Origin of the sequence: Bacteroides sp. Phil13 (genome assembly GCF_001940965.1) — a bacterium.
Classification (GTDB): domain Bacteria; phylum Bacteroidota; class Bacteroidia; order Bacteroidales; family Bacteroidaceae; genus Bacteroides; species Bacteroides intestinalis.
This window is the reverse complement of record NZ_MSHA01000042.1, coordinates 70,976-97,216: the sequence shown is the minus strand read 5'-3', so window position 1 is coordinate 97,216 and position 26,241 is coordinate 70,976. Positions and strand designations below refer to the sequence as shown.

Here is a 26,241-nt window from a genome sequence, read left to right as displayed (position 1 = left end):
CTTTAGAATATATGGTGATGAAAAGATTACTTTTGATCCTGATGTTATTGGGAACTTCTCTTTTGATTTTTGCACAGGATTATCCTTTTTCGGTAGTAAAATCGGGAACAGGAAAACAAACGGTTATATTTATACCCGGTTTTGCATGCTCGGGTGATGTCTGGACGGAAACAGTCAGCGTACTGAAAGACAGCTATACCTGCTATGTGCTGACAATGGCGGGCTTTTCGGGCGTTGCACCTGAAGAGTGTCCATCATTCGAAAGATGGAAAATGCAGATTGCAAAGTTTATCAAAGAGGAGCGGATAGAGAAACCTATTCTCGTGGGGCATAGTATGGGAGGTGGTTTGGTACTTGCAATTGCGGCTGAATTCCCGGAGCTTACAGGAAAGATTGTGATTGTAGATGCCTTGCCTTGTCTGATGGCTTTGACAGTTCCTGATTTTAAATCTGCTTCTGATAATGATTGCACAGATTTAATTGATAGGATTACAGCTATGGATGAGGAGCAATTTGCACAGATGCAAAGAATGAGTGCGGCAACGCTTACCACTGATTCATTGAGATTTGCCGAAATCGTAAACTGGGGATTGGCATCTGACAGAAAGACGTATGCTAAACTATTCTGTGATTTCTCGAATACAGATTTAAGGGAATGTATAAAGAATATAGTTGTCCCTTCTCTCGTACTTTTGGGACCTTATTTCAAACATATAGATACGGTCATTAAGAATCAATATAAGAATTTGTCAGTAGCGCAAATCAGATATGCAGATAAAGGCTTGCATTTTGTGATGTTTGATGATAGGGAATGGTTCATTCATCAAATTTGTGAATTTATAAAAGAGCGTTAAGTGGAATTTGAAGATATATATAGGAGGTACTGGAATAAAATATTCCGCTTATGCATGGGGTATGTAAATGACTACAGCTTAGCTCAGGACATGGCTCAGGAAACTTTTATTAAAGTCTGGCAATATCTACCCACCTTCAGGAATGAAGCCAATATTGATACCTGGATATTTCGTATTGCAACCAATAACTGCCTGCGTCAACTGGAACGGAAGAAGCAAATCTTATCTACGCAGTTTCCTGCCGATTTATTTGAAGATGAAAAGACGGATATTGAGCCGCAGATTCAGTTACTATACAAGTTTATTGCAGAGCTTTCGGAGATAGACCGCATTATCATTTCGCTGGAGCTGGAAGATGTCAGGCAAGCGGATATAGCGCAAATCATTGGATTGTCGGAGAGTAATGTCCGTGTAAGAATTCATCGTATAAAAGCCCAGTTAACAAGAAAATTCAAAGAATATGGAGAGTAATATTGATATAAAAGAATTGTGGAACAGGCAGGCTGTTCCGGCTGCCGATCAATCTGAAATATTGAATAAGATCAGCCGTTTCAGAAAGAGCGGTCTTAAAAGTGGGATATTTCTTGATGTTATCTTAGTGTTGACTATCCTTTTTATGATATTTATCTGGATCTATTTCAAACCGCAATTCTTGAGTACTAAGATTGGAATCATTGTGGGAATCTTGCCGATGTGTATTGTGGTGGTGGTCAATCGGAAGATAACTTCTTTGTATAGGTCATTGGACGAGAAACAGTCGAATATCGATTATCTGAATAATTTGCTTATGCTGAAAGGGAAAGAAACTTTCATGCAGACTAAGGTAATGAGTTTATATTTCATTTTGCTATCCTTCGGTATCCTTCTTTATATGTATGAATATACTCTTAATTCATCTTTTACGTTCAGACTGATAGCGTATTCTGTTTTGTTTTTATGGATTGCCCTTAATTGGTTTGTTCTGCGTCCTGTAATGATTAAAAAGAATAGGCGGAAGATGGATTGTTTGATCAGACAGATCGAAAAGATTAAGTCGCAAGTGGATGAATTTTAGTTTCTAAAAAAAAGTTGTACATTTACTCGCTCAAAATAAAAAGATGCAGTATGAAAATTTTAGTTACTTACGCCGTACAGGGTGAGTTTACGGAGTTAAAGTTTCCCGGATTGATAGGAGAGGAAGAAGTTCACATCGGCTATATTCGTACAGGAGTAGGCAAAGTGAAGTCAGCTTATTATGTTTCTGAAGTGCTCAATCAGGCCAAGCCGGACTTGGTGATCAACGTAGGTACGGCGGGAAGCATTGATTGCCAGGTAGGGGATATTCTGGTGTGCCGTCATTTTATAGATCGTGATATGCAGAAGTTAGCCGATATGGGCTTGGAATATGAGATTGATTCTTCTGCCTTGTTGGCAGAGAAGGGATATTGTACGCATTGGGCGGGAGAAGGCATTTGTAATACAGGTGATACGTTTCTGACAGAACTTTCGGATGTGAAAGGCGATGTGGTTGATATGGAAGCTTTTGCGCAAGCCTTTGTTTGCCGTGTCAAGAACGTGCCTTTTATTGCTGTGAAGTATGTGACGGATATCATAGGACAGAACTCCGTGAAGCATTGGGAGGATAAACTGGCTGATGCACGTAAGGGGTTGGGGGAATTCTTTGAACAGATAGGTGGAGCGGTAAAATAAGCATCTACTTCAGCGTCTTAAACGAAAGGATATGATAGGTTACTCCTGCTGCAATAATCAGGAGTATTACTTTTACCCATATATACGGTATGATAAAAAACACGCAGTAGAGCATGGTGATCCACATCAGCGAGATGGAAATTATCTTTGCGCGTAGAGGGATGGCTTTGTTTTCACGAAAGTTGCGGATATAAGGGCCGAGATGCTTATGATTTAATAACCAGTTATACAGGCGAGGCGAACTTTTAAAGTAGAGTGCAGCCGTGAGTAGCAGAAATGGAGTAGTGGGTAGCAACGGCAGAAAAATGCCGAGGATACCAAGTGCCAAAGAGAGTGTACCAAGTGCTATATAAAGGGTTTTCATGCCGCAAAAGTACTCTTTTTTTGTTTACGGAGAAAGTTCTGTTTGCTTTGTTATCTGACATTCACTTTAAATGCTTATGTTTGCGAAGAATTTTCAATAAAGTCAAAACATGTATTTGAGAAAATCCGTCTTCACGCTATTGCTGATACTGTGTAATGTATTTGTTGTGGTGGCACAGACCACTGCAGATTCTTTAGCACTTGTTACTGCTCATTGGAATGTAACTTCTATGGGAAAAGGTGTACTTTGTCGCGAAGCGGAGTTCGTTTCTTTGTATGGTGTTCCGCAGCATGTTGCTATTCTTGAAATCAAACCGGAACAACATCGGTTTGACATTTTAATTCATTCTCCTAAAGAAGAAACCAGTAATGCTGCCCGTCGTTCCGGTGCAGTGGTGGCTATTAACGGTTCTTATTTCAATATCAAGCAAGGAACTTCTATCTGCTATTTGAGGAAAGACGGGGTGGTGGTGGATACTACTGCGACCGGTGTACTCAGTACTGTATCCAATGGTGCCGTGAAAATAGATAAAGGGAAACTGGACATCATAGCTTGGAAGAAACAGGATGAGAAAACTTGCGAACAGAAAGAAGGGAGTATTCTCGTTTCCGGCCCGTTGATGCTGCTGGATGGAAAAACTTGTGACTTGTCTGCTTGTAACCGGTCATTCGTTCAGACTAAACATCCACGGAGTGCCGTAGCTCTGATGAAGGATGGAACGGTATTTCTGATTGCGGTTGCGGGCCGTTTCGAAGGTAAGGCGGAAGGTATCAATATCCCTGAGTTGACACATCTTCTTCGTGTATTGGGTGCAAGGAAAGCTTTGAACCTGGATGGTGGTGGTTCTACTACACTCTGGAGTGCTTCTGCACCGGATAATGGAATTGTAAACAAGCTTACTGACAATAAACTTTATGATAATAAAGGGGAGCGTAAGGTTGCCAATTCACTTTGTGTTTATGAATAAAAGCGGAAGATTTAAACTGTAATCCTTAGAATTTTTGTACTTTTGTGCCGTGCCGAGGTGACATTAGGTGCGACAACAGACAAAGTATTTTCTTAATTAGCGTATTAACAAGAATATGTATACAGTTATCAAACGCATGGAAATATCAGCTGCCCATAGCCTGAAACTTTCCTATCGCAGCAAATGTGAGGATCTGCATGGTCACAATTGGATTATCACAGTCTACTGCCGTTCCCGGGAACTCAATGCCGATGGAATGGTAGTTGATTTCAGTCACATCAAAGAAACGGTGAAAGGAAAGTTAGATCATCGTAATTTGAATGAAGTTCTTCCATTCAATCCTACCGCAGAGAATATAGCCCGCTGGATATGTGAGCAGATACCTACTTGCTTCAAAGTCGAGGTGCAGGAATCTGAATCCAATGTAGCCACTTATGAGAAAGAATAACCCTACTGAAAGCCGGCACAAATATTTTTTATGAGAAAGATTAATGAGATTTTTTATAGCTTGCAAGGTGAAGGCTATCACACCGGCACGCCTGCTGTCTTTATCCGCTTTTCCGGTTGCAATCTGAAATGCTCTTTTTGCGATACACGGCATGAAGAAGGTGTGCTGATGTCCGATGATGAAATTATTGCCGAAGTAGGAAAGTATCCGGCTGTTACGGTTATCTTGACGGGTGGAGAACCTTCTCTCTGGGTTGATGAGGCTTTTATCGACCGTTTGCACCAGGCGGGAAAGTATGTCTGTATCGAAACGAATGGAACGAATCCATTGCCCCCAAATATTGATTGGGTGACTTGTTCTCCCAAGCAAGGGGTGAAGTTGGGGATTACCCGTATGGATGAGGTGAAGGTCGTTTACGAAGGTCAGGATATTGGAGTCTACGAGTTGCTTCCTGCTGAATATTTCTTTCTGCAACCATGTTCATGTAGTAATACTGCGGAAACAGTGGCGTGCGTCATGCAACATCCTAAATGGCGGTTAAGTCTGCAAACACATAAACTGATTGACATTCGTTAATGAATCGGGTAGTGTTATAGGATGACAGGGGTAATAAATGAAAATAGCTGCAAGTTTTTACTTGCAGCTATTTTCATCTTGCACGGGAGGAGAGGCTCGAACTCCCGACACCTGGTTTTGGAGACCAGTGCTCTACCAACTGAGCTACTCCCGTGTTTGCGGCTGCAAAGGTAATGTAAACTTTCAAATATGCAAGAGAGATGAGCGATTATTTTAACGCTCTCTCGTCTTATAACATCTGTAAGTCCTGATACATAATGCGGTAGGCTGCTGCTTTTTTTTCTAAAGCAAGCGGATAAGCGCGCGAAGAAGAAGGCATCCGATAGAGTCGCATAGGTTTGCCATCAAAAACAAACCCTGTAAAATCTCCCACTTTCGGCTTTTCAAGAGAGAATTGTTCGCATAAAGTTTCCGTTGCTTTCTCACCTGTAGTAACTATGGCTTTACATTCCGGTAAGCGACGGAGCATGCCCTCGATATCCGTAGGTTCTACAACTTCCAGAAATTTGTCGGATGCATTGTCTTGCAACCGTCGTATGGCGGTAGCTGTATCAAATAGGGCAATGCCTTTTTCTTGTAGGAAAGGGATAATGCGATCTTTGTCGAAAGCTTTTGCCGTTTCGTTCAGAAAATGGTTCTTATCATTGAAGAACAAGAGTCCTACAATCCGCCACATATCATTGTTCCAGTTCGGATAATAAAACTCCATCGACCACCTTTTCTTTTGAGGTGGAAAACTTCCCAGCATCAGCAAACGGGCGTTAGCAGGAAGAAAGGGTTCTAAAGGGTGCCGTTCGATTTCCATACTTACTATTTTTAGGATAAAAAATGTCTGAAAAGCCCGGAATATGATTCAGACTTCTCAGACGACTCTGTGATTTTCTTATGCAAAAGTATAGATTATTTCCGGAAGTTACTCTGCTATTTCCAGATTACTCATTTTTTCTGTGATGCGGAAGGGGAAGTCCGGATATTCGTACAGGCTGAACCGTGATTCGGTTTTGCCTTCCGTATAATTCCAGATACTTGCGTAGTCTTCCACATCTTCTCCCATGGCACGCAGTTGTCGCAGGTAGGCGGCTATGGACTTATTCTCTACGATATATACCTGTCCGAGTTGATTGATTATCGGGCTGTGGCGACGTGTTCCGTCGTGGTCGAAACGAAGGATGCGCTTTCCGTCTTCGGTCATTCCTACCAGATTGAACGTCATGCTCTTGCCAATGGCGGGCAGGTTTAACACGCTGCGGTCTGTGGCAAGAAACGGAAGATGATGTATCTTCAGGAAGTGGCGGATACAGGATGCAGGATCAAGTGCGGTTTCGAGCGATGCAGACAGGTTGAAGGCATCTTCTTTATTTAGTTTGCCGAAACGCTTTTCTTCTTGCTGTTCCTGCATGGAACGGCTGTTTGGTGTAAAGACTGCGTTGTTTTCTTCGAAACCTTTTACGGAGAATGTATAGTAACAGACAACTCCCAGTTCGTTAAGTACTTGGCGTAGGCGGGTGGTATGTCCCCGACGTGAGGCAGCTACGTTATACACAAGTTGGTTGGTAATCAGCCAGCCTGCCGATAATAATTTGCGAATACCTTCCTTTGCCTCGGGAGTAACCTCCAATGGAGTTTGGAAATGCGTTTGAATGATGAACTGACGGATACCGATGACGGATGCTTTCTCCTTGAAAGTTCGCAGAATTTCTACCAATTCATTGTTGATACGCATTGGCAGATAAGCTGGCAAACGCGATCCGAGGCGGATACGCTGTAATTCGGCATACTTTTCTCCTTCCGGGCGTTCCTGATTGGCTTTCCGTTTACGGGCAGCCATACGGTAAACGGCTTCCAGAATTGTGTTCAGCGTCTTGTTCTGACTCATGAGGGCATCTCCACCTGTGATGAGGATATCACGCAACTGGGTATCTTCCTCGAAGTAAGTCATCAGACGGCGCAATTTCTTTTCCCATGTTTCTTTAGGACGTAGGGAGTCAAACTCAAAATTGAGTCGTTTGCTCTGGAAGTCATACATACGCTGGCAGGAAGCACAAAGCCCGCCACAAGCGCGTCCCATGGTATCGGGAATGAGGATGGCTACTTCCGGATAACGACGGTGGATATTGTGCCCGTCGGGCAGGAGCCAGCCGGCCGCATTGGGTTTTCCGGCTTCTACTATGTCTTCACGTTCCCAAGCGCGGATTTGTCCGTAGGTTTCCACCAGTTGCGGGGAGTAGAGGATGTAGCTGCGCAGAGATTCATCGTTGTATCCTGTACTGCCGGGATTTAACAAGTGCAGATAGTAAGGTGTAACGAAGAAAGGCATTCCTTTCTTGCGGGCACGAGATAACAGATACATGGTTTCAGCAGAAAGTGAATTGCCCAGAAAGCGATTCAGTTCTGTAGGGCTTTTGGCAGCCATGGCCAGATGGAAACGGAAATCGTTCCACCATTCGTTGACGAGGCGGTATTTCTCTTCGTAGCTGATGCCCTCTTCAAAGTGGTAGCGGGAAACAGCGGTACGGTGCTCTATCTTCTGTATCAATGCGTGCAGAATACGCTCTTTATTTTTGGCATGGATCAGTTGTACGTCTTCGTCCAGTCCGCTGGGCCAGCGCTCGGTCCACGCTTTGACGCGTTGGGGTGCGGGGAGTGGGGCAGCAGGATGCTGTAAGCGTTTGAATTGCTGGAAAATATCCAGGAACACGTCTGTTTCCACATCTTCTTCCAGATTTCCGATAAGAAACACGTATAGAAGTGACAGGGTAGAAACAATCATTTGTTCATCGGTAGAAAGTTCATGGACTTCCTGGCCGTCATATTCAATCAGAAGTCGAATTTGCCTGACAACTTCACTTTCCGTATCAGCCTGATTGGTAATGAATTCCGAAATGCCTTGCTTGAAGCTTTCCGTACCGTCGCTCTGTTCGGCGATGCGTACAATTTCGGGAAGTTCATTTCGATAAAGTTGCTTCAACTGGGATAAAGTGAGTGCAAGCATTTTCTTTTGTTTCATAAGCGGTTGTTTTTTAATGATTAATACTGAAATAACTACGAGTTACGAGCTACAAGTTGCAAGTAACAAGCTGAGTTAAAAGTTATAAGCTACGGGTAACTCTGATAGCCTGAAAGGTTGCCTGACTTACTGAGCCTAAATCAAACTATTTGAATTATCAAATCTTCTGAGTTATCGGATATTCTAAATTATGAAATCTTCTGAATAATCAGATTACTTGAACTAATAGGTTTTGAACTATCAACTTATCAGAGTTTTTTAACTTACCCAGTGCAATAGTTTGTCACTGATAGCTTGTTGCCTGTGGCTTAGCGGATAAAGTCCGCTATATCTTACAACAATCTCTTTGCATAAAGTGTTGTTGCTCCTTCGAGCAAAAAAGTTGCATAAAAATAACAAAAAAAGGCGAGAAAATCATTTCTCGCCTTTTCTATTGATTATTTCTTTAGAAAACTTTTTCTTTTGATAACAGTTTTTACCTGATAGATATTTCAAGCTTATTTCTCTTCCGTGGCTTTGTTTTTCGGTTCTTTTTTAGCCAGTAATACAACGTTGTACACGTATTCTGTCATCCACTGCTCGGAGTATCCCAGACGCTCTTTATATTGGCGGACTGCCATAGCCGTCTTATGTACATCGTCCTTTTTCCATACGGTTTTGGTGCAGACATCATGTACGGTCTTTTCGGTCATACTGCGCAGTGCGCCTTTAAAAACAGAGGGCACGCGAAACTTCCATTGCATCAAGTTACCCATCAACATCATCAGGTCTTGTGAGAAGCCTTGATACATAAACAAGTATGCCTGCACATCATTCTGCGTGCGGCAATGCTTCTTTACGGAAGCGTCGATTTCCTTGAAGAAGTTTTCACTCAGTCCATAGTCCTGCATCAGCATTTTGCGTGAAGCAGTCTTTTCGGCTTGTCCCAGTCGTCCGCCCTGAGTCGGTATTTTGAACAGGCGTTTGAAGTTGGCTACATCCGGCACGAAACGAATGTTCGTAATTCCCAGATTAGCGGCAATCACGGACTGGAAATAAACGCGTGTCAGTGACACGAAATCTTCCACGTTTTTGGAGGAAGTACCCTCGGAATTCTTTTTAAATAGTTTGGCAAATATACCCATCTTATTTATGTTTTATGATTTATGATTTATAATTGCCGGGGCAATTGCGGTTACAAAAGTACGAAATAAGTTGATTTACACCAACAATTGTATAAATCATAATTTATAAATCATAAATCTCTTACCAGCACTCTATGTCATTTTCTACCTCTTTGAGGCGGTCTTTTGTGAAAACAGGGTCTTTGATACCCACCCGCTTCTGTGCACGGTAGTCTTCCAGTAGTTTAAAAGCGTATTTACCGAGCAGGCTGATGGCAATCAGGTTACAGAGCGCCATCAATCCCATGGTGACATCTGCCAGACTCCAGGCCACATCCAGTGCAGCGAGTGCACCAAATAGCACCATACCACCTACCAGAATACGGTAAATGTTCAATATCCATTTTTTACGGGTAAGATAACGTACATTGGCTTCTCCATAATAATAATTACCCAGAATGCTGCTGAAGGCGAAGAAGAACAAAGCAATAGCAACAAAAATGCTTCCTGCTGAACCTATCTCATTCGTCAATGCTTGTTGCGTAAGTTGTACCCCGTTGGTAGAGCCGTCCAGCGGCGCACCACTGAAAAGTATAATGAACGCGGTGCAGGTACATATAATTAATGTATCGGTGAAAACGCCCAAGGTCTGTATCAGCCCCTGCTTTACGGGATGTGTGACGTGTGCGGTGGCTGCCACATTGGGAGCGGAACCCATACCTGCTTCATTGCTGAACAATCCCCGCTTGATGCCTTGCATCAATGCAATACCTACACCACCACCCAATACCTGTTGCCAGCCGAAGGCATGGCTGACGATGAGTTTGATAACGGCAGGAAGTTCGGTGATATTGATAGCTACAATAATCAGTGCCAAAGCAATATATCCCAATGCCATAATGGGGACAATGATACTGCTTACTTTAGCAATGCGCTGTACACCACCAAAGATAATAAGCAGCGTGGCTATGGTAATAACCCCTCCTACAATGGCGTGGTCGAAACCGAACGCATGTTCAAAAGCTGCGCACAGTGTATTGCTTTGCACGGAGTTGAAGGCGAAGCCGAAAGTTATCGTAATGAGTACGGCAAACACAGTACCCATCCACGGTTGTTTCAATCCTTTCCGCATATAATAGGCGGGACCGCCAATGAAAGAGTCTTTGCCTCTCACCTTATATAATTGTGCCAATGTGGACTCTACGAATGAACTGGCAGCACCAAACAGGGCAATGACCCACATCCAGAACACTGCTCCCGGTCCGCCTACAGCGATGGCAGTGGCCACACCCGCCAGATTGCCCGTACCTACACGGCTGGCAATGGAGATGGCAAATGCCTGAAATGAAGAAATATGCTTTTCACCTGGCTTGCCGTTTGTTCCTGCTGAGTCACCTAGTAAACGTACCATTTCACCTATCATGCGGAACTGTACGAAGCGGGTTTTCAGCGTGAACCAAAGGGCACATCCCAAAAGCAGAGCGATAAGGATATAGGTCCAGAGAATATCGTTGATTGAATTGATTATATTCATGCTATATTGTTTTATATTTACTTGTTTAATGATAAACAGTCGGTTCTTCTGTCTGAATTTATGATTCTAAGGATTACAAAAGATACGCTTATAACTGATTGATTGTGAGTGTGTTATATTGAGTCTGTCTCAAGTAACGACTGAGGTACCCTAAGGTAACGACAGAGGCACCCTCAAGTAACGACAGAGATACCCTAAGGTAACGACTGTGTCCGGCTCCTCTTTTCTGTAAATAACTTTCTACTCATCCCCAAGAAATAAAAGTCAGGATAGAAGAATAATCATTTATTTTAGTCTGAAGTGAAACTTATGACCTTCAAATACCGGTTCTACAATATCAAACCGGATGAACTTGGCAAGTAAATGTTCCGCTGCACGTCGGGAAAGGCGTGCCAGCCTACAATACCTGTTTAACGATAGACTGTCATTTTCTTCCAACAAGTCAAGCAACAACTGTTCGCGTTCAGTATAAGTTATCAGTTCTCCCCGCGGACTACCACTTTGCTGCCATACACGCAGATGAACCGGTGTAGCGAGTATATTCTCATCCTTGATGCGCAGATAAGCCAACGGTTTTCCAGTTTCATCCTTGGCATATACGGGTTTTTGCAAACTTTCCTCAATCTGCACTACCAGCACACTGCGTCCTTCCGCCTGAAAGGTCTGCATGGTATAATTCACTTCCGGCTGACAGTACATTTGTGCTGCCGCCTCTATCATATATTGTTCCTCATCGGAGCGAACTCCGGCAATCTTTCCGTTATCTTTTACCCCGATCAGCAACCGCCCGCCGTCCGTATTGGCAAAGGCGGAGAGCGTTTTTGCGATCTTACGGGCATCGGAAATCTCAAACTTAAAGTCCTGCCTTTGGTGTTCGCCTTCGGCTATGAGCAAGTGTATGTATTCCGTATCTGTAAGGGGTTTCATGCCTGCAAAAGTAGGTAAAAAACGCCAGAGGACGTTTTTTTGTGCAATTTTTGCGGATTATTTCAAAAAAAATATTGTTTTTCTGCATTTATTTCAAGAAAGAGTGTATTTTTGCCAGACATTATTAACGAAGTAATATTAATAAGAAAAGGATTATGAAAGAATTAGTTGAAAAAGTTGCTGAATTGTATGCAGCATTCGAGAAAGATGCAAAAGCTCAGATTGAAAATGGTAACAAAGCTGCCGGTACTCGTGCACGTAAGGCTTCTTTGGAAATTGAAAAATCAATGAAAGCATTCCGCAAAGCATCTTTGGAAGCTGCTAAATAATAAGCACGCTTACTGAAAGAATTGAAAGACCGTCTCAATGAGAGCGGTCTTTTTTGGTTTTACAGGTATGAAGATACTCTGAATAGTTATTCATTATTTAACTTCCCATTATTTGTTTCCTTCTCTTCGAATTGCTAATTTTGACCCAATTATAAGTTGTGTAGTGGATATGAATGAAAACGTCCTCAATAAACTGAAAATACTGGCGGAGTCGGCCAAATATGACGTCTCATGCTCGTCTAGCGGTACCGTGCGTTCCAACAAACCCGGTATGTTGGGTAATACTGTCGGTGGTTGGGGCATTTGCCATAGTTTTGCTGAGGACGGACGTTGCATTTCACTGCTGAAGGTGATGTTGACGAACTATTGCATTTACGACTGTGCATATTGCATCAATCGTCGCTCTAATGATTTGCCGCGTGCTACGCTTTCTGTCAGTGAGTTGGTAGATCTGACGATGGAGTTCTATCGCCGCAATTATATAGAAGGATTATTCCTGAGCAGTGGTGTGGTGCGGAGTCCGGATTATACCATGGAACGCTTGGTGCGCGTGGCAAAAGACTTGCGCACAGTGCATCGTTTCAATGGCTATATCCATTTGAAAAGTATTCCCGGAGCCAGTCGTGAACTGGTGAATGAAGCGGGGCTGTATGCCGACCGCCTCAGCGTCAATGTAGAAATACCGAAAGAGGAGAATCTGAAACTTCTTGCCCCGGAAAAAGACCATAAGAGTGTATATGCACCGATGCGCTATATTCAGCAAGGCGTACTGGAAAGTTCGGAGGAACGGAAAAAACACCGTCATGCACCACGTTTTGCTCCTGCCGGACAGAGCACACAAATGATTGTAGGGGCTACAGCGGAAACGGACAAAGATATTCTTTTTCTTTCATCAGCTCTTTACAAAGGACCTACAATGAGGCGTGTTTATTATTCCGGTTATATCTCTGTGAATACGTATGATACGCGTTTGCCGGCTCTGAAGCAACCACCGCTGGTACGTGAAAATCGCCTGTATCAGGCAGATTGGCTCATGCGCTTTTATCAGTTTAAGGTGGAAGAGATTGTGGATGATGCATATCCTGACCTGGACTTGGAGATTGATCCTAAACTGTCGTGGGCCTTACGCCATCCGGAGCAGTTTCCGGTAGATATCAATCGGGCGGATTATGAGATGTTATTGCGTATTCCGGGGGTAGGAGTGAAGTCGGCAAGATTGATCGTGGCATCCCGTCGTTTTTCTAAGTTAGGTTTCTATGAGTTAAAGAAGATAGGAGTGGTGATGAAAAAAGCGCAGTACTTTATTACTTGCCATGAACTCCCTATGAAGACAGTGAATGAAATGACTCCGCAAGCAGTGCGCAGTTTGCTGATTACGAAGCCGAACAAGAAGAAAGTGGACGAAAGGCAGTTGTTGCTTGATTTCCGCGACTAAGAGAGTTTTTTTCCATGAATATATTTGTTTTTGATAATACTTTCGAGGGTTTGCTGACTTCTGTTTTTGAAGCCTATTCCCGTCGTGTTTTTCCTGATGCATTGTCTCCGGAAGGAGAGCCATTACCTTTATTTTATGATGAAGTCTTCACGGTAATCACCGAAGAAGAAAAGGCGAAGCGAGTATGGCGTGGTTTGCAAAAGAAACTCTCTTCCGGTGCTCTGTCTTGCCTCGCCCAATGTTGGCTGGCGGAGGAACAGGAAACTCCGATGCTTTTGTTTCGCTATATTCGTAAGGCGATTGATGCTCCCCGTTCCATTGAAACCAATTTTGCCGATCCGGATGTACTGGAATTCTCGCGTATGTGGAAGCGGGTGGATTGGGAACGTCTTCGTATGCTCCAGTTTATCCGTTTTCAGAAAGCTGCCGACGGCACCTTCTTTGCTGCGGTAGAGCCGGAAAAGAATGCTCTACCACTGGCTATCGATCATTTTAAGGATCGTTTTGCCGATCAGCCCTGGCTGATATATGACATAAAACGGGCGTATGGTTTCTATTATGATTTGAAAGAAGTACGTCAGGTCACTTTTGAAGAAGGTTCATGCGAGCGACATCTGGTCACAGGTATGCTGGATGAAAGCCTGATGGATAAAGACGAGAAACTTTTTCAGCAACTCTGGAAGACATACTTTAAAGCCATCTGTATCAAAGAACGGCTAAATCCGCGGAAGCATAAACAAGATATGCCTATACGTTACTGGAAACACATGACAGAGAAGCAGTAACAAGATCATTCGATTTGTTCTACTGTCACATCCGGCCATTCCTGCATAAGTGACAGCATGTGTCCTTCGTCATTACTCCGCTTGGATTTGATAATCATAGTCACTATATACCTTTCTGTATCTCCGGAACCTAATCTTTCCATTTTGTAGGAGACTAACATATAATTTCGGGAGTTAAAGCGATCGGATACTTCCTTAAGGATATCCTTATTTCCGGTAGAGAATGTTATCATGGAGCTTTTCATCCCTACACTTTTGAACAGGATGCTGAGCAGTTCCAATCCTGCCAGAGTGAGCAGGGTAGCGGCTATACTTATTACATACATTCCGGCTCCAACCGCCAGACCGATGCCTGCTGTAGCCCATATTCCGGCAGCAGTAGTCAATCCTCTGACTATTTGCTTTTGTAATATGATGGTACCGGCACCGATAAAACCGATACCGCTGACTACCTGGGCCGCTACACGACTCGGGTCCAGCGAGACGCTGTTTTCTTTGATAATGTCCTGAAAGCCATATTGGGAAACAATCATGATGAGGGCACTGCCCAATGATACTAAAAAGTGAGTACGGTATCCTGCTTCTTTGGCACGGTATTCTCTGTCCAGGCCGATGATGGCACCTAAGATGCCGGCTACTAATAGTCTGAGTACGAAATCGAAATCTAATGTCATATTGGCTCCTTTCTGTGTTTTAAGTTACTGTACTTTTTCTTTCGGCTTGCCCCGAAAGAAAAAGATACCAAAAAGAAAGAGGCAATGGCAGTGTCGGAGTAGCTCCGGAAGTGCAGCCTTGAGTTTTTCTTTTGGTATCTTTTCTTTTGTCTCAAGACAAAAGAAAAGTACTTAATTTATAACCCATGCCCTATTATGCGGCACAGTCTTCTTCGGATCATAGTGCATTCCCGCCTGTGTCGGTATTTTAAGAACGTATGTACGTCCGCTTTTGTTTTGTAAAGAACTATCGCGCAGCCATGGGTTGGCATCCTTCAGTTGGGCGTAGGTAATACCTTTACTCTTAGCAAATTGTGCCAGATTGTCGATACTTGTTGTTACATTGATCTCTGTATAGGGAATGACAGGGTAAAGATGTTCCCGTTTCAGTAAAAAGCCATAGCGCTGCGGATTACTGATGACGGCTTTAGCGGCAAGCAGACGGAACATGTAACGGGAAGTTTCTTCTACAAGCCAAAGGTCTACGGCTTGATCTACGAGCTGTTTTTTCAGTTCAGAGGAGATGCGGCCTTGTCCACCATTGTAAGCAGCGGCTACGCAAAGCCAGTTACCATATCTTTGGTAGGCATCTTTCAGATACTGGCATGCGGCACGGGTGGCTTTCTCCACGTGATAACGTTCGTCGATATTGGGGTTTACTTCAAGGCCGAATTCGCGTCCGGTAGTTTGCATGAACTGCCACATTCCGGCTGCTCCTGCCGGACTACGGGCAAGGGTGTTGAGGTTACTCTCTATTACGGCGAGGTATTTGAAATCGTCGGGTACACCGTTTTCCTTCAATATGGGTTCTATGATGGGAAAGAAGCGGTTCGCACGCTTGATGGTGAGCATGGTGGTGGAGTGCATATAGGTGAACGACATTTGTTCACGGTCCATGCGTTCACGATGATCGTAGCGTGTCAGGTCAATTTCCTGTCCGGCAAAGGTGATTTTATCCGGTACGGAAGGGGAGGTGACACAATAGGGAACTTCGGATTTAACGGATTGCTGTTCAGGATCTATCGTGCTGTGCCCAAACAGAAATGGAAGTGCGGCACCGGCGCATAGAGCAACTGAGGTAACTATCAGGATATGTATTGAGTTTTTTTTCATTTTCAAAAGTTTGTTTGGTTCGAGGTCGAATATACAATATTTACGGGAATGAGGCAAGAACTATGGTGTCTTTACAACGAATCTTAGTTCTTTATAGGCAATCTTTCCCATAACCACCGGGGGATCATTCGCCAGAAAAAGACAACTACACGGTATCTACCGTCAATCACAATGACCCGTTTTTTCCGGTTCAAGGCATGGACGATACTCTTCGCTACCTGATTGGCTTGCATAAGCATGGGGAACTTGCCACTTTTCAGTAAGTCGGTAGCGACGAAACCCGGGCGTATGTCTGTGAAATGGATATTCAAGTGTTGCATCCGGGAGAGTTGTGCCAAGGCTTCGATGTAAGTATTCTGGAAGCGTTTCGTTGCGGAATAGGCCGGGGCGATGCCCAATCCTTTGGTGCCTGCAATGGAGCTGATGACAGCGATATGCCCACCTCCTTCGTTTTTGAAGTGATTGAAGGCGGCGGTCACCATGCGGGTGAATCCTTCTACGTTGGTACGGGCGGTATTTAGTTCTATTTCCGGTTTCAGGTCTGGGTTCTGACTTCCTATGCCGGAGCTGAGGAAGAACAAATCCATGCCACCTAACTTCCGGATAAGTGTCTCCAGTAGGGTAGGGGCATCTGGATCTGTTACGTCCAGACGTTGGATTTCGATTTGCCCGGGGGCGGTGGCTTGCAGTTTCTCCAATGCTTCTTCCCGTCTTCCGGCAATACCGATGTGCCAACCTTGCTGAATTAGCAGTTTGGCAACTTCTTCTCCTATGCCGGAGGTGGCTCCTATAATAATGGCTCGTTTCATAATTACTGTATTAGTAGTTTGTTAATTGCATGTGCAGGATGGGAAAGGGCTTGCCTTGTGCATCTGTTTCATCCCGGCTTATTACTTCAAAGCCCCTGTTACGGTAGAAGCGGAAAGCCTGTTCGTTTTGTTCGTTGACATCCACTTTGCGGAAACTTTGTTTTCATATATTTTATTGTCCGATGACGGTTGCTACTATTTTTCTTCCACCGCCATGATTGCGGAATTCACAGAGGTATATACCTTGCCAGATACCCATATTCAGTCTACCATCAGTGATAGGTATGCTGAGACTATTACCTGTCAGAGTCGATTTAGCATGGGCGGGCATGTCGTCATCTCCTTCACAGGTATGCATATAGTAGGGTTCCCGTTCTTTCACCAGGTGGTTGAAGATGGCTTCCATGTCCGTCTGGACATCCGGATCAGCATTTTCATTGATGCTAAGTCCGGCAGAGGTATGCTTGATGAACAGATGTAAAAGTCCGGCTTGCGGCAGACGCGGCAGGTTACGTATTATTTCATCCGTTATCAGGTGAAAGCCACGTGTACGGGGACGTAGGGTAAATTCTCTTTGAGTAACAAAAAATTGTTCCATTTTATATATTTCTATGCGTTATTATTTACCGATATGATTTAGTATGAAAGTCTTTCTATTCTTTAGAGGCTTTATCAAGTGATGATCCGCAATACTTACAGAACTGTGCACTTTCTTCGTGTCCTCGCCTGTGACAGTTGGGGCACTCTCTTGCTACATTCTTTTCATGTCTTTTCATCAGCGATACGGAAACTATGCCGGTGGGTACTGCAATAATAGTGTAACCTATCAGCATGACACAACCCGAAAGGAATTTCCCCAAGGCGGTGACAGGAGTTATATCTCCGTAACCTACGGTGGTAAGGGTGACGCAGGCCCAATAAATACTGTTGGGAATATTGCTGAACTGTGTATTGGGTTTTCCTCCTTCAATCATGTACATCACTGTTCCGATAGATATCACCAGAATCACCACAAACATAAAGAAAACTGCGATTTTCTTGCTACTGTCTCGTAGTGCTGTCAGTAGCATTTGCCCTTCCATCCAGAAATTGAATAACTTGAAAACGCGGAATATCCGTATCAGGCGGAATGCCCGTATAATAAGCAGATAGCGTGCTCCGGGAAACAGGAAAGCGAGATAAAGCGGCAGTGTAGCCAGCAAGTCGATGATTCCGAAAGCACTGAAAGCGTATTTGGAAGGTTTGGGCGAACAATACAACCGGGTGATATATTCGAAAGTAAAGAAGGCGGTCAGTAAATACTCCATAACAATGAATGGAGTTTTCAGCCATACCGGTAATCCTTGCAGGCTTTCCAGGATAACAAGTCCCACGCTAAGCAATATGCACCAGATCAGGGTAACGTCGAATAGCTTCCCGGCAGGTGTGTCAGCTTCGAATATGATGACATATAGTTTTCGCTTCAAAGCCTGATTATGCATCAGTTCTGTGAATTTATCTTTCAGTTTCATGTTTCACAATGTTTGTTACAAAAGTAGGAAAACCTTTCCGAATGAGAAAAAGGGTACTTGACTTTTTGTAACTTGCTGGAATATGGAGTATATTTGTTACCTGTTTTCACGATTTAAAAGTAAACAACCATGAATCGAATAATAACCTTCGTTATCGGGGTTTTGTTCATCATACTTAAAATAAAGAGCGTATGAATAAAGTATGTGTAGTAACAGGTGGAGCTGCCGGTATCGGTCGTTGCATTGTCGAGATGTTTGCGGAATCGGGATATACGGTGTATTTCATTGATAAGACACCCGAGGCGGTGGAACAGGCGGAAGGAAAGATGTCGGAAAGAGGGCTTTCGGTTACAGGCTTTGTCGGAGATATTGCCGAGGAACAGACGCTGCGGGATTTTGTAGACTTTGTCTTATCCATAGAAGATCAGATCGACTGTCTGATAAATAATGCTTGCCTGACAAATGGAGGTATATTGAGCAACTGTTCGTATGAAGACTTCCTGTATGTGCAACGTGTGGGAGTAGTGGCTCCTTATTTCCTGGCTCTGTCTTTTAAAGACTACTTCAGTGGTGCAGGTGCTATTGTGAATATTTCTTCTACCCGTGCTTTTCAGTCGCAGGCCAATACGGAAAGTTATACGGCAGCCAAAGGTGGAATAACGGCTCTGACTCATGCGCTTGCGGTCAGTCTTTCGGGAGTTGCCCGTGTGAATTCTATTGCTCCCGGTTGGATTGATACGGGAAGCTATCATGAAGAGGATTATGTGCCGGCATATACGGAAGGAGACATCATGCAGCATCCCTCGCAAAGGGTAGGAGAACCGGCTGATATAGCCCGTGCAGTTCTTTTCCTTTGTGACGAACGGAACTCCTTTATCAATGGGGAGAACATTACGATTGACGGAGGCATGAGTAAACTAATGATTTATCATAATGATTATGGTTGGGATTATCAACCGTAGAAACTATTAAATATAAAAAGAGAATAATGGAAAAAGTAATTATCAACTCGTACGAGGAATTTGAAAAGCTGGTAGGCCAGCAGATTGGCGTTTCTGATTATGTAGAACTTTCGCAAGAGCGCATCAATATGTTTGCAGATGCTACGTTGGACCATCAATGGATACATGTAGACACGGAACGTGCAAAAACAGAAAGTCACTTCAAGACTACCATTGCGCACGGTTATCTCACTTTGTCTATGCTTCCGCATTTGTGGAACCAGATTATTGAGGTAAACAACCTGAAGATGATGGTTAATTACGGTATGGAGCAGATGAAGTTCGGGCAGGCGGTGTTGTCGGGACAAAGCGTGCGTCTGGTGGCGAAGTTACATTCGCTGGCAAATCTGCGTGGTGTGGCGAAAGCAGAGATTAAGTTTACAATTGAAATAAAGGATCAGCCTAAGAAAGCGCTTGAGGGGATTGCAGTGTTCTTGTATTATTTCAATTGAGGTGTCCTTTTCTCCATTGGGATTAACTTATATCTGTAGGGTTATGAATTAATTCACCACAGAGTAGCACTGGGTATCACAGAGTTTAATCAATTTGAAATCAAAAGAATAGAACTCCGTGAGACTCTGTGTTACTCTGTGGTGAAAACTCATTTCTGCACAGATATGAATTGATACTCCTTCTTATTTCTTCCTAATATATTCCTGCCACAAATGCCGGATAGCCGCCACCGGATGATAGAACAACATTCTCGGTCCTGCCCATCTCATCACTACTCTCATCCGTTCTCTCATTTCCGGCTTATAGCAATGCACGGTACAAATCCGACAAGTTGATTTCCCATCTCCGAACGGACAACGTGAAAGCCGTGTCTGCGCATACTCCAACAATTCCCTGCATTGCGGGCACAGTGTTCCGTTCCCCTCTTTCTTCCGGCAGTAGAGGCGAATCATCTGTTCTACGGTTTGCTTTTCCTTTTCGATGCGGGAGTGTTTCATATAAGTTCCAAATGTTTTAATCGTGAGCGGATAGCCCCTTTTCCCCGTTCGAAAATATCAGATAGTTCCGCAATTGTTTTTCCTTGATTGTATAATGTTGTCAAGTAGTTATCAGCTTTTTCTTCCCAGGGTAGATAAGCATTTCCGTATTTTTCTTTTTCAGCAGATACACTTTTCTTCTCTTTGGGTAGCATTTTTGCCAATTGAACGATGTGTCTGATGAACTCTGTTTTCCCTTCCGTATATGCCTCTCTGTCATGCTCGTACTTCTCTTTTAATTTCTTCTTGAGTTCTCCGTAATCATGAGCTACATCCGGGTGAGTTTGGAGGTAGTGGCAGAAAACAGGCTCATCCCAATGTCCGACATATCTTACGTGGATATGATAAGCCTGTCCCTGAAACCCCTGTAGGGTATATCCTTTCATGAACATCATGTGCGGGGCAGGTTTTTGAGGCTGTGGAGAATAAATATAACCTATGCTCTCTAGACTTTTGATTAATTCGTTGGTGTTGGTTTCACCATTGATTTCTAATAATATATCTATGGTTGGCTTTGCGATTAGTTGTTCGACGGCAGTACTTCCTATATGGCCAATGCGGTAGATGTTTTTGCCAATAATATCGTAAAGTATTCTTTCTTCCTGATCGTATAATTTAGCCCAGTCTTTCTTATGCTCAGTCAAGATGATGGGAAACAATGTTCCTAACTCTTCATCGGACATTTCTGTCAATTGTTTCATAACGGGATTCGTTTTTATTTGTGTTGTAAAAGTACGCTTTTCCTGGTAAAGGGGGACATTATTACGGGCTTTTTTTATGCTTCGGCAGGTTATTCTTTTGTCTTTTCTTGCCATCGCATTGGCAAAATGTTGTCAATACGGTGGCAAGATGTTGGCAATTAATTCTGCCAGCGTTTCAGCTTCGGAAACTCTTGCTTCATCATGGCAATTGCCTCTTCTTTAGTCACTTTCTGTTCCGAGTCTTTGTTGAATTCCTCAACAAACTGAGCACAGTGTTCTATCATTTCGTCCATGGTGCAGTCCTGAGTGAACTTTCCATTCTGATAACAGTAAGTACAGTAGTCTGCGCTGAGGCTACCGTCAGCATTTGTTCCGCAAACTTCATTGGATGTCAGCGGCATTCCGCAGCTCTGGCAAAATTTCATTTCCATAATTGTTCTTGATTTTAGAGTTTTATAAATATGTATTCTTATTTCAATTGCAGCAATTTCTTTAGCAATCCTTCATTCAGTAGATGCACAGTCTCGAACTTTCCGTTATAGAATACCGCCCAATTATTGAAGATGCAAGGCAGTTGCTTGGCTTTCTCCAGTGTATCGACTTCTATCAACCGCAAAGGTATCTGATTATTCTCGCAATAATTATAAATCTGCTCGATGCAGTTGGGGATGTACGGACATTGCATACCATAATATATAGTCAGTTCTTTGTTTCCAATAATCTGTTTCCGTGCATCCGTCGTGAATTGCGGTTGGCTGCTGTCAAGGGAAAGGGCTAATAATTCGTATTCGTCATGAATGGCATCCACTACCTTGAAGCCATATTTCAGCATAAATTTCTTGTCGGACAAGAAAGGCTTCTTCTTTTTGGAAGACAGCACACAGATACCCGATTTTCCTTGTGCCTTGGCATCGTCAATGCACGATTGCAACAAAGCTTCTCCATATCCTTTTCCCTTGTAGCTACCTGCCACCCACAGGCAGTAGATATACAGATAGTTATCCCCCGTTACAGGCACCCAAGCCTTTTCCAGCGGGGCATACTCGATAAACACCTTGCCTTGTACATCCAGTTTGCGGAAGACGTGCCCTTCTTTGACGCGTTCTGCCAACCAGTTCCGCTTATCATTTACACCTGTTTGATGCTTCTTATCAGAAATGGCGCAACATAAATGTTCGCTCATAACGTTATCCGGACTCAATGTGATAAATTCCATATTATTCTTTTGGTATTGGTATATAGATTTTTGTTATCCATTCTTGCTGATTTTGAGATAAACCATGTCCCGCAATTGTTTTCCGTCCTCATACATGGGATGGTCGTAGTTCTTGATGAAGAAATCGGGTATACGGTGGGAGTAGGTGAAGCCGCACTGTTCGTAAAACGGTATGGTATAGGTACTGTCTCCCGTGCCCACTAACATCGTCTGATAACGGTCCTTGTAGTGTTCCAGCAAAAACTTTATTAACCGTGTTCCATATCCTTTGCGTTGATAATGCGGATAGGTTGCAATGTTCTTTATTTCGTAGGTTCCGTTCCCTTCGTCGGTGATTACACAGGCGGCTTTTAAGTCTCCGTCGTAGAGGGCGAACATTTCTCCGCGTTCCAGATAGAGGTCAATCATGGATTCCTGTTCGTCTGCGAGAAGGAGAAGTTCGAGGAATTCTTTCTTGTTCTTTAAGATAGGTACGATGTTAATCATGACAGTATTGACTGAATTGTTTTCAAATTCCCCAAAGATAGGCAATTGAAACGAGACGGACAATTTTCTTGTGTTAATTGGCTGTCAACTGATAAATTCTCATTTATAACATTATCGCCGATGATTTGAATTATCTTTCGTTGATTTTCCACCTTTTCAGCGTATGAGAAATTATCTTTCGTTCGATTGAACGAAAGATAATTGATATTATTTGGCATGAATACGTCTGTGCGGTAATTTCGTGGCAAACAATTCAGTATTCATTATACAAAAGACAGGAGACAACGAGTATGAAACCAAAAGAAAAGCAAAAGTACACCGCCCCCGCCATCGAAGTGATACGGATGGAAAGCGAGGGAATTATGGCAAGTAGTCTGGGCGACATGCCGCAAAGACCTTGGGGCAGTAGCACCGGCCGCACCCGTTCCACCGGCTATGGCCGCGCCGCATCCGGCAATGACCTGGAAGACCTTATCAACGATATTCTCACCATTGAAAAATAAGCGCTATATGAAGAAAATCATCATACCCTCCATCCTCTTCTACCTGACAATGGCGGCAGGATGCAGCCAGGACGAACCGGCAATGGAAACTCCCGATAACGGCAACGCCCCGGGAAAACAGATAACCGTCACCGCCGCCATGTCCGGTACGGGAGTAGATACTCGCCTGACATACGACGACCAAACCAACACGGAAGGCAACGGACAACTCATAGTGAAGTGGGCGGCAAGTGGCGAAAAGATATACCTTTATAATAGGACTAGAGAAACGTCATCCATCCTTGAACAAGAAGCAAATTCACTCAGCCCGGATGGCAAAAACACCGAATTCACCGGGGATTTGCCTGCGGGAACAGAAACGGGCGATGAACTGTACACCTGTTACCAACACGGCTTGCCCGACATGAACTTTACTCTCACGAATGTTTCGGCTGACCCTGCCTCCGGGATGCCGGAAACGGCAAGTTTGCGCATCCCCGACATCACAAGCGACGGAACTCCGGAGAACATAAAGCACACCATCTGTGCCGAGGCCACCTATCAGGGAGAACCCACCGTCAGCTTCAGCTTCCTTCCCCTGACGGCGGCGCTGAAACTTACCATACAGGGAATACCCGCCGGAACAACCATCACCGGCCTGCAACTGAGCAACCTGTCTCGTGAGGCAGACGTGCTTCTGTACTCCCTTCCTCCCGACTACAACTTCTATTTAAATAAAATACCCATGGAGAAAATAGAAAACCTCTCCCTTACCTCATCGGATAATGTTTTCTATACTGCCCTCGTGCCCTGTTATATATCCGAGATGATGATGATAACCGCCATCGATAACAAAGGGAAAAAGTATATAGCCGCCCTGCCCACTATCACAATAGAAGCGGGAAACGTATACGTGACAGAAGTAACACTGAAAAGCGTAGTACCCGACGAACCTATCGATGTGGACCAGTATGCCTCTACCGCTGAGATAAAGGCCGCTATCCAAGCCATCTTCGACGCAGGCGTCACCGAAATCAAGCTCAAGGGCGACCTTGCCAAGGCGGGAATGGGCGGTACGAAAGGTACATTTGCCGATAATACACAAATCACGAAATGCGACCTCACCGGAGTGACGGGCTGGGGAACACCGGCAACACTGCCCGACCGCGCCTTTAGGGGTTGCACTGCCTTGCGGGAGGTGAAGTTGCCCGATGACGTGCGGGTAATCGGAGAGTATGCTTTTGTCTACTGCGTTGCGCTGACTGCGGTGAATCTTTCGCAGGTTACCCGGATTGATGGAAGCGCATTTTATGAATGTACTTCATTGGCGGAACTCGCGACGGATAATGTGACGGCGATAGACGAAAATGCTTTCTGGGGATGTACGAGTCTGCAAACGCTCAAAATACCGAAGTGCACCCGGTTCGGCTATTATATCGTTACGGGATGCAGCTCTCTTACCCGGATAGAAGCCACCGCAGCCGGTGATTTCGTTGATATAGATGATGTCGGCAGACAATAAACGAAGCTGTTTTTCAGAACAAATTCCATTCCGGAGAAGAGGCATTTAATTCCGCCGAGTGCGCCCTCGTGCTGAACGCCGACAAGAAAGAGGATGGCAGTGCCGTCCCCAAAGTCTCCAATGGTAACAGATGGTCTTCCGAATACATTATTTGGAAAAGCATCGGCTTTCAATGATTGACATCGGGGGGCATTCCCTCTCCCGACACGGAATAAGCCTTTTCCCGAAGTTAAGCTTTGAGGCGGTCAAAGTTTAACATTGGCATCGTCAAAGTTTAACTTCGGCACAGTCAAGGCTCAGCCTCCTCCTTCGGGAAGTTTCACCTGCCCGGAGTAATAGTGGCGGGAGGAGACGGAACAGATAATAGAGCAACAATATATTCACTTTAAAAACTTATAATTATGGCATTTGGGAAAAAGCACGGTTCGTCCGTGCTTTTTTGTTCCACATACCCCAGAAGTGTCTGAGAAGGGTGTATTGCAATGTAATCGGGACAAAATGCAATAAAGTCAGGACAAAATGCAATACCGGCGGATTGCAAATTATAGGCGATCGAAAGATTTTTTAGCTTCGGAGCAGTCACCGGACTCTTCTTCATTCTGCATTTATAACTTTGCGTTCAGATAAAGGTTGTATTCTTTCAATAAAAAATCATCGGGATTCTTTAAGCTTACAATGTAATTTAGCAGATTTTGCTCTTGAAGTTGGTCATATAACTTCGCAAACGTTTGGTCTTTTCTCAGTAAATCTTTAGAGATAAACGTCTTGAACATAAAAATACGTTCTTGCCAGCTAATAACGTCTCCGATTGCATATCCGTCTTGAGAACTTAGTGCACATTTATCCCGCCCTGAGCCTAAAGCAAGAATAAAGCCTAAATAATTATTCTTTATATATTGGTTAATAAGTTCTTGTTTGCCAATCGCGGCACCCTTTAAAAACCTTGAATGATAGCGGGAGAAAAAATGAGGAGGGAAAATATAGATGTTATGATCGCCGGCAATAATGTATTCGTAAACATAAGTTCCTTCTTCGGTTTGCACCTGGGATATAGCGATACACGCGGCATCCTCGGCCAACTTTTTGGTTATTGCATAATAGAATATAAACCAATCATTATTTGTTGTCTTGCTGAAATAGTGAATCGGATTAAATATCATCGGCAAATGAAGGCTTTTAATAATCGCCCTGCGTATTTTTGAATCATAATTTCTTCTGAGGTAAGGAACTATATTTTCAAATATATCGTTTTGCATCTCCCTTCTAAGTGCGAAGGGATTCATTGCTCTTGTTATCATTTTTTTAGTGATTGATATTGCGGCCGCAAAGGTAACCAAAACAAACTGCAATTAATCAGGTTAATATGAATTTCAACTACTGATTGGCATGAATAACTATTTTATATCGGGTTTGTTGTATATTGGGGATAAACCTGTATCTTTGTTACATTAAAAAACAGAGCGTTATGGACAATACATTAAAGCTGACCGAAACCTATTGGGAAATGCTAAAGTCACTGAATGATGATATAAAATTGCGATTAGCCACCCGGTTGACCGCTTCTGTTATTGCTGGTAAAGATGCCCGCAAAAACAGGACTGATGAGATGATAGAAAAGCATCTCGGTAAATGGAAGGATGAAAGAAACTATTGATTGTATTATGGTCACGGAAAATGTGA

At 43.7% G+C, this 26,241-nt stretch carries 32 protein-coding genes, 1 tRNA gene and 1 pseudogene; 15 read left to right on the top strand and 19 right to left on the bottom strand.

Annotated features, from left to right (window positions below; genetic code table 11):
- Positions 1-11 precede the first annotated feature (11 nt).
- Genes BWI44_RS07590 through BWI44_RS07575 form a run of 4 tightly spaced genes read left to right on the top strand, consistent with a single transcriptional unit; the run spans position 12 to position 2,543 of the window.
- Positions 12-854: an alpha/beta fold hydrolase gene (locus BWI44_RS07590; RefSeq protein ID WP_195209879.1), complete on the top strand. Its 843-nt coding sequence runs from the start codon at positions 12-14 to the stop codon at positions 852-854.
- Positions 855-1,325 carry an RNA polymerase sigma factor gene (locus tag BWI44_RS07585; protein ID WP_007666083.1) on the top strand — a complete coding sequence of 157 codons (471 nt, stop codon included), beginning with the start codon at positions 855-857 and terminating at the stop codon, positions 1,323-1,325. It abuts the gene before it with no gap.
- A complete protein-coding gene (locus BWI44_RS07580; protein WP_007666079.1) occupies positions 1,315-1,908 on the top strand; it encodes a hypothetical protein in 594 nt (197 codons plus the stop codon). Before BWI44_RS07585 ends, BWI44_RS07580 begins: the two co-directional genes overlap by 11 nt.
- 50 nt (positions 1,909-1,958) lie before the next feature.
- Complete coding sequence (locus BWI44_RS07575) at positions 1,959-2,543, top strand: 5'-methylthioadenosine/S-adenosylhomocysteine nucleosidase family protein (protein WP_044533874.1); 585 nt, start codon at positions 1,959-1,961, stop codon at positions 2,541-2,543.
- Between the two features lie 4 nt (positions 2,544-2,547).
- Here BWI44_RS07575 and BWI44_RS07570 read toward each other — a convergent pair whose 3' ends face one another.
- Positions 2,548-2,907 carry a YbaN family protein gene (locus BWI44_RS07570; RefSeq protein WP_007666073.1) on the bottom strand — a complete coding sequence of 120 codons (360 nt, stop codon included), beginning with the start codon at positions 2,905-2,907 and terminating at the stop codon, positions 2,548-2,550.
- A 109-nt stretch (positions 2,908-3,016) separates the two neighbouring features.
- On the opposite strand from BWI44_RS07570, the gene BWI44_RS07565 reads away from it, so the two are divergent.
- The 3 genes from BWI44_RS07565 to BWI44_RS07555 all read left to right on the top strand — a co-directional run bounded on the left by BWI44_RS07565 (position 3,017) and on the right by BWI44_RS07555 (position 4,898).
- Positions 3,017-3,874 (top strand): phosphodiester glycosidase family protein, encoded by an 858-nt coding sequence (locus tag BWI44_RS07565; RefSeq protein WP_195209878.1) that lies wholly within the window; start codon positions 3,017-3,019, stop codon positions 3,872-3,874.
- 115 nt (positions 3,875-3,989) lie between these two features.
- On the top strand, positions 3,990-4,322 hold the full coding sequence (queD, locus tag BWI44_RS07560; protein WP_007213057.1) for a 6-carboxytetrahydropterin synthase QueD: 333 nt from the start codon (positions 3,990-3,992) through the stop codon (positions 4,320-4,322).
- A gap of 30 nt (positions 4,323-4,352) precedes the next feature.
- Entirely contained in the window at positions 4,353-4,898 is a 546-nt protein-coding gene (locus tag BWI44_RS07555; RefSeq protein ID WP_007666059.1) for a 7-carboxy-7-deazaguanine synthase QueE, read from the top strand.
- An 81-nt stretch (positions 4,899-4,979) separates the two neighbouring features.
- On the opposite strand, the gene BWI44_RS07550 is transcribed toward BWI44_RS07555, so the two are convergent.
- The 6 genes from BWI44_RS07550 to BWI44_RS07525 form a co-directional block, all read right to left on the bottom strand.
- Positions 4,980-5,052 (bottom strand) — tRNA-Trp (locus BWI44_RS07550).
- A 75-nt stretch (positions 5,053-5,127) separates the two neighbouring features.
- Positions 5,128-5,703 (bottom strand): uracil-DNA glycosylase family protein, encoded by a 576-nt coding sequence (locus BWI44_RS07545; RefSeq protein ID WP_195209877.1) that lies wholly within the window; start codon positions 5,701-5,703, stop codon positions 5,128-5,130.
- Positions 5,704-5,811: 108 nt separating this feature from the next.
- On the bottom strand, positions 5,812-7,905 hold the full coding sequence (locus tag BWI44_RS07540; RefSeq protein ID WP_130069770.1) for a KamA family radical SAM protein: 2,094 nt from the start codon (positions 7,903-7,905) through the stop codon (positions 5,812-5,814).
- Positions 7,906-8,402: 497 nt separating this feature from the next.
- On the bottom strand, positions 8,403-9,029 hold the full coding sequence (locus tag BWI44_RS07535; RefSeq protein WP_007213063.1) for a DUF8491 family protein: 627 nt from the start codon (positions 9,027-9,029) through the stop codon (positions 8,403-8,405).
- Between the two features lie 121 nt (positions 9,030-9,150).
- Positions 9,151-10,542 (bottom strand): alanine/glycine:cation symporter family protein, encoded by a 1,392-nt coding sequence (locus BWI44_RS07530; RefSeq protein WP_130069769.1) that lies wholly within the window; start codon positions 10,540-10,542, stop codon positions 9,151-9,153.
- 285 nt (positions 10,543-10,827) lie between these two features.
- Positions 10,828-11,469, bottom strand: a complete 642-nt coding sequence (locus BWI44_RS07525; protein ID WP_007213065.1) for an AlbA family DNA-binding domain-containing protein — start codon at positions 11,467-11,469, stop codon at positions 10,828-10,830.
- Between the two features lie 155 nt (positions 11,470-11,624).
- Between BWI44_RS07525 and BWI44_RS07520 the strand changes: the two genes are divergently transcribed.
- The 3 genes from BWI44_RS07520 (at position 11,625) to BWI44_RS07510 (ending at position 14,018) form a co-directional block, all read left to right on the top strand.
- The gene (locus tag BWI44_RS07520; protein ID WP_007213067.1) at positions 11,625-11,798 is read left to right on the top strand and encodes a BF3379 family histone-like protein; all 174 of its coding nucleotides are present in this window, start codon (positions 11,625-11,627) and stop codon (positions 11,796-11,798) included.
- A gap of 169 nt (positions 11,799-11,967) precedes the next feature.
- Positions 11,968-13,233: a putative DNA modification/repair radical SAM protein gene (locus BWI44_RS07515; protein WP_007666037.1), complete on the top strand. Its 1,266-nt coding sequence runs from the start codon at positions 11,968-11,970 to the stop codon at positions 13,231-13,233.
- A gap of 14 nt (positions 13,234-13,247) precedes the next feature.
- Positions 13,248-14,018 (top strand): TIGR03915 family putative DNA repair protein, encoded by a 771-nt coding sequence (locus BWI44_RS07510; RefSeq protein WP_007666035.1) that lies wholly within the window; start codon positions 13,248-13,250, stop codon positions 14,016-14,018.
- A 5-nt stretch (positions 14,019-14,023) separates the two neighbouring features.
- Here BWI44_RS07510 and BWI44_RS07505 read toward each other — a convergent pair whose 3' ends face one another.
- The 6 genes and pseudogenes from BWI44_RS07505 to BWI44_RS07480 form a co-directional block, all read right to left on the bottom strand.
- Positions 14,024-14,692, bottom strand: a complete 669-nt coding sequence (locus BWI44_RS07505) for an MgtC/SapB family protein (protein WP_007666033.1) — start codon at positions 14,690-14,692, stop codon at positions 14,024-14,026.
- A gap of 171 nt (positions 14,693-14,863) precedes the next feature.
- Positions 14,864-15,844, bottom strand: a complete 981-nt coding sequence (locus tag BWI44_RS07500) for a lytic transglycosylase domain-containing protein (RefSeq protein WP_007666030.1) — start codon at positions 15,842-15,844, stop codon at positions 14,864-14,866.
- An 83-nt stretch (positions 15,845-15,927) separates the two neighbouring features.
- Entirely contained in the window at positions 15,928-16,653 is a 726-nt protein-coding gene (locus BWI44_RS07495) for an SDR family NAD(P)-dependent oxidoreductase (RefSeq protein ID WP_007666028.1), read from the bottom strand.
- A gap of 10 nt (positions 16,654-16,663) precedes the next feature.
- A pseudogene (locus tag BWI44_RS07490) lies at positions 16,664-16,816 on the bottom strand (GNAT family N-acetyltransferase); the annotation flags it as partial.
- Positions 16,817-16,825: 9 nt separating this feature from the next.
- Positions 16,826-17,251, bottom strand: coding sequence for a secondary thiamine-phosphate synthase enzyme YjbQ (locus tag BWI44_RS07485; RefSeq protein WP_138291999.1), 426 nt, complete (start codon positions 17,249-17,251; stop codon positions 16,826-16,828).
- 55 nt (positions 17,252-17,306) lie between these two features.
- Positions 17,307-18,164, bottom strand: a complete 858-nt coding sequence (locus BWI44_RS07480) for an ion transporter (RefSeq protein WP_195209876.1) — start codon at positions 18,162-18,164, stop codon at positions 17,307-17,309.
- A gap of 191 nt (positions 18,165-18,355) precedes the next feature.
- Between BWI44_RS07480 and BWI44_RS07475 the strand changes: the two genes are divergently transcribed.
- Positions 18,356-19,126 (top strand): SDR family oxidoreductase, encoded by a 771-nt coding sequence (locus tag BWI44_RS07475; protein WP_138292001.1) that lies wholly within the window; start codon positions 18,356-18,358, stop codon positions 19,124-19,126.
- A gap of 26 nt (positions 19,127-19,152) precedes the next feature.
- Positions 19,153-19,617, top strand: a complete 465-nt coding sequence (locus BWI44_RS07470; protein WP_007666016.1) for a MaoC family dehydratase — start codon at positions 19,153-19,155, stop codon at positions 19,615-19,617.
- Between the two features lie 183 nt (positions 19,618-19,800).
- Here BWI44_RS07470 and BWI44_RS07465 read toward each other — a convergent pair whose 3' ends face one another.
- The 5 genes from BWI44_RS07465 to BWI44_RS07445 all read right to left on the bottom strand — a co-directional run bounded on the left by BWI44_RS07465 (position 19,801) and on the right by BWI44_RS07445 (position 22,557).
- Positions 19,801-20,115, bottom strand: a complete 315-nt coding sequence (locus tag BWI44_RS07465; protein WP_195209875.1) for a nitrous oxide-stimulated promoter family protein — start codon at positions 20,113-20,115, stop codon at positions 19,801-19,803.
- Positions 20,112-20,855, bottom strand: a complete 744-nt coding sequence (locus BWI44_RS07460; protein WP_195209874.1) for a GrpB family protein — start codon at positions 20,853-20,855, stop codon at positions 20,112-20,114. Before BWI44_RS07460 ends, BWI44_RS07465 begins: the two co-directional genes overlap by 4 nt.
- Positions 20,856-21,013: 158 nt before the next feature.
- A complete protein-coding gene (locus tag BWI44_RS07455; protein ID WP_007666010.1) occupies positions 21,014-21,286 on the bottom strand; it encodes a zinc ribbon domain-containing protein in 273 nt (90 codons plus the stop codon).
- A 38-nt stretch (positions 21,287-21,324) separates the two neighbouring features.
- The gene (locus tag BWI44_RS07450; RefSeq protein WP_195209873.1) at positions 21,325-22,071 is read right to left on the bottom strand and encodes a GNAT family N-acetyltransferase; all 747 of its coding nucleotides are present in this window, start codon (positions 22,069-22,071) and stop codon (positions 21,325-21,327) included.
- Positions 22,072-22,104: 33 nt separating this feature from the next.
- Positions 22,105-22,557: a GNAT family N-acetyltransferase gene (locus BWI44_RS07445; protein WP_138292005.1), complete on the bottom strand. Its 453-nt coding sequence runs from the start codon at positions 22,555-22,557 to the stop codon at positions 22,105-22,107.
- A 290-nt stretch (positions 22,558-22,847) separates the two neighbouring features.
- On the opposite strand from BWI44_RS07445, the gene BWI44_RS07440 reads away from it, so the two are divergent.
- Both BWI44_RS07440 and BWI44_RS22365 read left to right on the top strand, forming a co-directional pair.
- Complete coding sequence (locus BWI44_RS07440; protein ID WP_195209872.1) at positions 22,848-23,060, top strand: hypothetical protein; 213 nt, start codon at positions 22,848-22,850, stop codon at positions 23,058-23,060.
- Between the two features lie 7 nt (positions 23,061-23,067).
- Positions 23,068-24,561 carry a leucine-rich repeat domain-containing protein gene (locus BWI44_RS22365; protein WP_394368931.1) on the top strand — a complete coding sequence of 498 codons (1,494 nt, stop codon included), beginning with the start codon at positions 23,068-23,070 and terminating at the stop codon, positions 24,559-24,561.
- A gap of 605 nt (positions 24,562-25,166) precedes the next feature.
- Here BWI44_RS22365 and BWI44_RS07430 read toward each other — a convergent pair.
- Positions 25,167-25,859, bottom strand: a complete 693-nt coding sequence (locus tag BWI44_RS07430) for a hypothetical protein (protein ID WP_229036249.1) — start codon at positions 25,857-25,859, stop codon at positions 25,167-25,169.
- A gap of 167 nt (positions 25,860-26,026) precedes the next feature.
- On the opposite strand from BWI44_RS07430, the gene BWI44_RS07425 reads away from it, so the two are divergent.
- Positions 26,027-26,215 carry a hypothetical protein gene (locus BWI44_RS07425; RefSeq protein WP_007665993.1) on the top strand — a complete coding sequence of 63 codons (189 nt, stop codon included), beginning with the start codon at positions 26,027-26,029 and terminating at the stop codon, positions 26,213-26,215.
- The last annotated feature ends 26 nt before the right edge of the window (positions 26,216-26,241 follow it).

Excerpts from the sequence above, each read along its gene's own strand:
- BWI44_RS07565 (WP_195209878.1), top strand. The coding sequence starts at position 3,017 with ATGTATTTGAGAAAATCCGTCTTCACGCTATTGCTGATACTGTGTAAT.
- BWI44_RS07475 (WP_138292001.1), top strand. The coding sequence starts at position 18,356 with ATGAATAAAGTATGTGTAGTAACAGGTGGAGCTGCCGGTATCGGTCGT.
- BWI44_RS07580 (WP_007666079.1), top strand. The coding sequence starts at position 1,315 with ATGGAGAGTAATATTGATATAAAAGAATTGTGGAACAGGCAGGCTGTT.
- BWI44_RS07470 (WP_007666016.1), top strand. The coding sequence starts at position 19,153 with ATGGAAAAAGTAATTATCAACTCGTACGAGGAATTTGAAAAGCTGGTA.
- BWI44_RS07525 (WP_007213065.1), bottom strand. The coding sequence starts at position 11,469 with ATGAAACCCCTTACAGATACGGAATACATACACTTGCTCATAGCCGAA.
- BWI44_RS07575 (WP_044533874.1), top strand. The coding sequence starts at position 1,959 with ATGAAAATTTTAGTTACTTACGCCGTACAGGGTGAGTTTACGGAGTTA.
- queD (WP_007213057.1), top strand. The coding sequence starts at position 3,990 with ATGTATACAGTTATCAAACGCATGGAAATATCAGCTGCCCATAGCCTG.
- BWI44_RS07510 (WP_007666035.1), top strand. The coding sequence starts at position 13,248 with ATGAATATATTTGTTTTTGATAATACTTTCGAGGGTTTGCTGACTTCT.
- BWI44_RS07495 (WP_007666028.1), bottom strand. The coding sequence starts at position 16,653 with ATGAAACGAGCCATTATTATAGGAGCCACCTCCGGCATAGGAGAAGAA.
- BWI44_RS07590 (WP_195209879.1), top strand. The coding sequence starts at position 12 with ATGGTGATGAAAAGATTACTTTTGATCCTGATGTTATTGGGAACTTCT.
- BWI44_RS07445 (WP_138292005.1), bottom strand. The coding sequence starts at position 22,557 with ATGATTAACATCGTACCTATCTTAAAGAACAAGAAAGAATTCCTCGAA.
- BWI44_RS07520 (WP_007213067.1), top strand. The coding sequence starts at position 11,625 with ATGAAAGAATTAGTTGAAAAAGTTGCTGAATTGTATGCAGCATTCGAG.
- BWI44_RS07440 (WP_195209872.1), top strand. The coding sequence starts at position 22,848 with ATGAAACCAAAAGAAAAGCAAAAGTACACCGCCCCCGCCATCGAAGTG.
- BWI44_RS07425 (WP_007665993.1), top strand. The coding sequence starts at position 26,027 with ATGGACAATACATTAAAGCTGACCGAAACCTATTGGGAAATGCTAAAG.
- BWI44_RS22365 (WP_394368931.1), top strand. The coding sequence starts at position 23,068 with ATGAAGAAAATCATCATACCCTCCATCCTCTTCTACCTGACAATGGCG.
- BWI44_RS07465 (WP_195209875.1), bottom strand. The coding sequence starts at position 20,115 with ATGAAACACTCCCGCATCGAAAAGGAAAAGCAAACCGTAGAACAGATG.
- BWI44_RS07555 (WP_007666059.1), top strand. The coding sequence starts at position 4,353 with ATGAGAAAGATTAATGAGATTTTTTATAGCTTGCAAGGTGAAGGCTAT.
- BWI44_RS07505 (WP_007666033.1), bottom strand. The coding sequence starts at position 14,692 with ATGACATTAGATTTCGATTTCGTACTCAGACTATTAGTAGCCGGCATC.
- BWI44_RS07480 (WP_195209876.1), bottom strand. The coding sequence starts at position 18,164 with ATGAAACTGAAAGATAAATTCACAGAACTGATGCATAATCAGGCTTTG.
- BWI44_RS07455 (WP_007666010.1), bottom strand. The coding sequence starts at position 21,286 with ATGGAAATGAAATTTTGCCAGAGCTGCGGAATGCCGCTGACATCCAAT.
- BWI44_RS07515 (WP_007666037.1), top strand. The coding sequence starts at position 11,968 with ATGAATGAAAACGTCCTCAATAAACTGAAAATACTGGCGGAGTCGGCC.
- BWI44_RS07500 (WP_007666030.1), bottom strand. The coding sequence starts at position 15,844 with ATGAAAAAAAACTCAATACATATCCTGATAGTTACCTCAGTTGCTCTA.
- BWI44_RS07545 (WP_195209877.1), bottom strand. The coding sequence starts at position 5,703 with ATGGAAATCGAACGGCACCCTTTAGAACCCTTTCTTCCTGCTAACGCC.
- BWI44_RS07450 (WP_195209873.1), bottom strand. The coding sequence starts at position 22,071 with ATGGAATTTATCACATTGAGTCCGGATAACGTTATGAGCGAACATTTA.
- BWI44_RS07530 (WP_130069769.1), bottom strand. The coding sequence starts at position 10,542 with ATGAATATAATCAATTCAATCAACGATATTCTCTGGACCTATATCCTT.
- BWI44_RS07535 (WP_007213063.1), bottom strand. The coding sequence starts at position 9,029 with ATGGGTATATTTGCCAAACTATTTAAAAAGAATTCCGAGGGTACTTCC.
- BWI44_RS07460 (WP_195209874.1), bottom strand. The coding sequence starts at position 20,855 with ATGAAACAATTGACAGAAATGTCCGATGAAGAGTTAGGAACATTGTTT.
- BWI44_RS07540 (WP_130069770.1), bottom strand. The coding sequence starts at position 7,905 with ATGAAACAAAAGAAAATGCTTGCACTCACTTTATCCCAGTTGAAGCAA.
- BWI44_RS07570 (WP_007666073.1), bottom strand. The coding sequence starts at position 2,907 with ATGAAAACCCTTTATATAGCACTTGGTACACTCTCTTTGGCACTTGGT.
- BWI44_RS07485 (WP_138291999.1), bottom strand. The coding sequence starts at position 17,251 with ATGGAACAATTTTTTGTTACTCAAAGAGAATTTACCCTACGTCCCCGT.
- BWI44_RS07430 (WP_229036249.1), bottom strand. The coding sequence starts at position 25,859 with ATGATAACAAGAGCAATGAATCCCTTCGCACTTAGAAGGGAGATGCAA.